Raw genomic sequence first — 4075 nt, forward strand, 5'->3', positions numbered from 1 at the left:
CGGCTCGGCCGAGCCGAAGCCCCTCCAGGACCACGACGAACTGCGCTGGCTTACCCCGGCCGAGATCTGGGACGTGGACTGGCTGGATCAGGACGTACCGGCCGTACGGGAAGTGCTGGCCCGGCTGGGGTGAGACCCGCCGGGTCCGGGTGGGACCCGCCCGGCGGAGGTGAGGCCGCCCGATCGGAGCGAGGCTCGCGGGGCGAGGGTGGGGCAGTCCCCGGTCGGGGTGAGGCTGCGTGGCCGGGGTCAGACCCGCCCGGCCGGGGTGAGGCTCGCGGCGTCGGGTCGGGAGCATGTGGGGTCGGCGTCGGATCGTGTGGCACCCGAGGGACTCGTGAAGGCTGTGGGGCGCTCGGGGCGCGCCCCCTACGCCGTTCGTGCCACTGTGCGCCCCTAGGGGCGGTAATCGGCACCGAATACCGGGTATGTGCCCATTAACCCCACGAAACCGGACATGGGTGGGTTGCTTGCCTGGGAAGTGATCGGCGTGATCGACACCGAAGGCGACTGTGCCGAGTGGAGCTTCCCCGCGGAGCCCGGCGCCGTCCGCGGAGCCCGTGCGGTCGTCCGCGGCCAACTGGGCGACTGGGGGCTCGACGCCCTCGGCGACATTGCCGCGCTGCTGGTCAGCGAGCTGGTGACCAACTCGCTGAGACATGCCACAGGACCCATCGGCGTACGGCTGGTGCGGCCCGCCGTGGGGGTGGCCACACTGCTGGTCGAGGTCTCCGACTCGCTGCCCGACCCGCCCTGCGAGCGCGCAGCCGGCCCCGAGGAAGAGGGCGGCAGGGGACTCCAGCTCGTGGCTCACTCGTCCAGACGCTGGGGCACCCGCCCCGCCGACGCGGGCAAGACGGTCTGGTTCGAACTGTCCGTTCCGGGATGAGAACCGGCGGGACGGGGAACCTGACGGGGAGCACGGCTCACTGACCGCCGCGAACCGCGCGCCGGGGTGAACGGCGGCTGTACGTCCGCCTTCGCACCGCCGACCGTGTGGTTCAGGCCACTGGCAGTTGTCGACCATGGGGATTCGACCCATGGTCCCCTGGTTAGAAGACTGGGAGTGTTGTCACGGGCCGGTCCGAAAAGCATCGGGATTGACCCGTGATCGTGAACACCGTGTTGTGGGGCGCCGTAGTGCTGGATACTGCGGGCAGCCGCCCCCGGTGACCGGTGCCGGACGCGGTGAGCTGGAGGGGACGGTTCGCGTGAGCGAGATACCAGCGAAGGCCACGGAGTCGAAGGACCCGTCGGGCGGCGCGAGTACGGGGGGCGCGGGCGATGCCGTGACCGGTGCGGCAGGCCGGGCGGTTGACACCGGGGGCCCAACTGCCCATGTCCCGATACGCCGTGCGTCACGTGAAACCGCGCGTGGCAACATGGGCGATCCGGTGCACGAACCGACACGTGACACCGCGCAGGAGTACGCGCGTGATGTGACAGGTGACCCCATGTGGCAGAGCAGCCCCCCCGGCTCGATCTACGACTACATCAAGGTGGCGTCCTTCTCCATCGGCCCCGACGGCCTCGTCGACCAGTGGAGCCTGCGCGCCGAGCGGATCTTCGGCATCCCCGCCGCCCGAGCCGTGGGCATGGACCCCATCGAGGCCTTCGTCGACCCCGATCTGCGCGAGCGCGGCCAGCGGAAGATGGCGGAGATCCTCGACGGCCGGGAGTGGACCGGCGTGGTCCCGTTCCGCATCCGCGAACCCGGGAAGAGCGACGAGGTCCGGCGGGAGGGGATCGCCGAGGTCTATGTGATGCCGACGCGGACGGAGGACGGCGAGAAGGCCGCCGTCTGCATCGTCGTCGATGTCCGGACGCTGCGTCAGATAGAGACGGACCTCGCCGCCTCGCAGGCGATTTTCGGACAATCTCCGTTCGGCTTCCTGCTGATCGACACCGATCTCCGGGTACGGCGCGCCAACCAGCGTTTCGCCTCGATCTACGGCGGCGATGTCGACGACCACCGGGGCCGCGGGGTGTACGACTACCTGCGCTCTCCCGAGGCCGAGCGGGTCTCGGCGACGCTCCGGCGGGTCCTGGAGACCGGCGACTCGATAACGGACATGCACATCACCGGCGTCGTGCCCGGCTCCGACGAGCGCCGGCACTGGTCGATCAACCTGTACCGCGTGCACAGCGGCTCCGGCCGTCCCATCGGCATCGCCTGGCTCGGCACCGACATCACCGCCCGCCGCGCCGCCGCCCGCGAGGCCGCCGCCGCACGGCGCAATCTCGCCCTTCTGAACGAGGCCGGCTCCCGCATCGGGAACTCCCTGGACCTGGAAACGACCGCGCGCGAACTCCTCGACGTCGTCGTCCCCGGCTTCTGCGACCTCGCGACCGTCGACCTCTACCAGGGGCTGCTGGCCGGCGACGAGACCCCGCCCGGGCTCGCCGACGGCAGCGCCGAACTCCGCCGCGTCGCCTTCGCCAGCGCCGTCTCCGACGCGCCCTTCGCAGGCGGCCAGGAACCCGTCAGCGTCGGCGCCGTGCACCACTTCCCGTTCAACTCGCCCTGCGCGGACGCCCTGCGAACCGCCCGCCCCCAGTTCGTGCCCGCCGAGGACAACGGCGCCATCCAGTCCACGCTGGCCGTCCCGATGGTCGCCCACGACACCGTCGTAGGCCTCGCGCAGTTCTCCCGTACGAAGGGCAGCGAGCCGTTCGGGGAGCGGGACCGGGCGCTGGCCTGGGAGTTGGCCGCGCGGGCCGCCGTCTGTATCGACAACGCCCGGCTGTACCGGCGTGAGCACGAGCGGGCGCTGATCCTCCAGCGCTCCCTGCTGCCCCCGGGCGACCCGGAGGCCTCCGGACTCGACATCGCCTGCCGCTATCTGCCCGGCAACGCGGCCACCGAGGTCGGCGGGGACTGGTTCGACGTCATCGAACTTCCCGGCAACCGCACCGCGTTGGTGGTCGGCGACGTGATGGGGCGGGGGCTGCGCGCCGCCGTCGCCATGGGTGAACTCCGTACCGCCGTCCGCACCCTGGCGCTGCTCGACCTCGAACCGGCCGAGGTCCTCTCGGCGTTGGACGAGATCGCGCGCGGCCTCGGCACCCCCGGCGGTGTCCAGCAGGCCACCCGCGCCGCCCGCCAGCCCCGCGACGCCGACCTCTCCGAGGTGTACCTCGCGACCTGCATCTACGCGGTCTACGACTCGGTGACCCGCAGGTGCACCTTCGCCAACGCCGGCCATCTGCCGCCGGTGATCGTCGAACCGGGCGAGGACGCCCTGATGCTCGACGTGCCGCCGGGCATGCCCCTCGGCGTCGGCGGCGAGCCCTTCGAGGAGGTCGAGGTCGAACTGGCCGAAGGGTCGCTGCTCGCGCTCTACACGGACGGACTGGTCGAATCCCGCGACCACCCTCTCGACGAGGGCCTCCAGGCGTTCGTCGGCGCCCTCCGCGACCCCTCCCAGCCGCTGGAGGACGTCTGCGACCACGTCCTCAGCACCCTCGACACCCATCACGGCGAGGACGACATCGCCCTGCTGATGGCACGTGTACAGGGGCTGCCCGCCGATTCCGTCGGCGACTGGACCCTGCCGCGCGAGCCGCGCAGTGTGGGCCGTGCCCGTGAGTACACCCGCACCCAGCTCACCGCCTGGGGTCTCGAAGCCCTGATCGACACCACGGAACTGCTGGTCAGCGAGCTGGTCACCAACGCACTGCGGTACGGCGAGGGCGAGATCCGGCTCAGACTGCTCCTCGACCGCATGCTGGTGTGCGAGGTGTGGGACGCCGGTCTGGTCCAGCCGCGCCGGCGTCGGGCCCGCGACACCGACGAGGGCGGGCGCGGACTCCAGTTGGTCGGCCTGCTCAGCGCGGCCTGGGGCTCCCGCCGGACGCCGCGCGGCAAGACGGTGTGGTTCGAGCTGCCGCTGCCGGACGCGGGAACGGTCCTCGCGGACCCGGCGGAGGCGCTGCTGAGCCTGTTCTGACCAGCGGCGCGTTCTTGACGGGAAGTTCCCCGCGCCCTTTAAGGCCCTGCTGGGTCAGGTTAAGGCCCTGCTGGGTCCGGCTGTATGGGACCTGCGGGTCCGTCGTGGCTTGTTGCGCAGTTCCC

2 protein-coding genes and 1 pseudogene are annotated in these 4075 nt (G+C 71.5%); all 3 read left to right on the forward strand.

What is annotated here, in order from left to right; all coding sequences use genetic code 11:
• Positions 1–133: pseudogene (locus tag AOK08_RS47010) on the forward strand (DNA mismatch repair protein MutT); the annotation flags it as partial.
• Between the two features lie 324 nt (positions 134–457).
• Positions 458–889 carry an ATP-binding protein gene (locus AOK08_RS04415; protein WP_055523823.1) on the forward strand — a complete coding sequence of 144 codons (432 nt, stop codon included), beginning with the start codon at positions 458–460 and terminating at the stop codon, positions 887–889.
• Between the two features lie 322 nt (positions 890–1211).
• Positions 1212–3950, forward strand: coding sequence for a SpoIIE family protein phosphatase (locus tag AOK08_RS04420; RefSeq protein ID WP_055523825.1), 2739 nt, complete (start codon positions 1212–1214; stop codon positions 3948–3950).
• Positions 3951–4075 lie beyond the last annotated feature (125 nt).

The organism is Streptomyces graminilatus (genome assembly GCF_001418565.1).
Lineage (GTDB): Bacteria > Actinomycetota > Actinomycetes > Streptomycetales > Streptomycetaceae > Streptomyces > Streptomyces graminilatus.

Coding starts and splice junctions, on each gene's coding strand:
- AOK08_RS04415 (WP_055523823.1), top strand. CDS start 458: ATGGGTGGGTTGCTTGCCTGGGAAGTGATCGGCGTGATCGACACCGAA.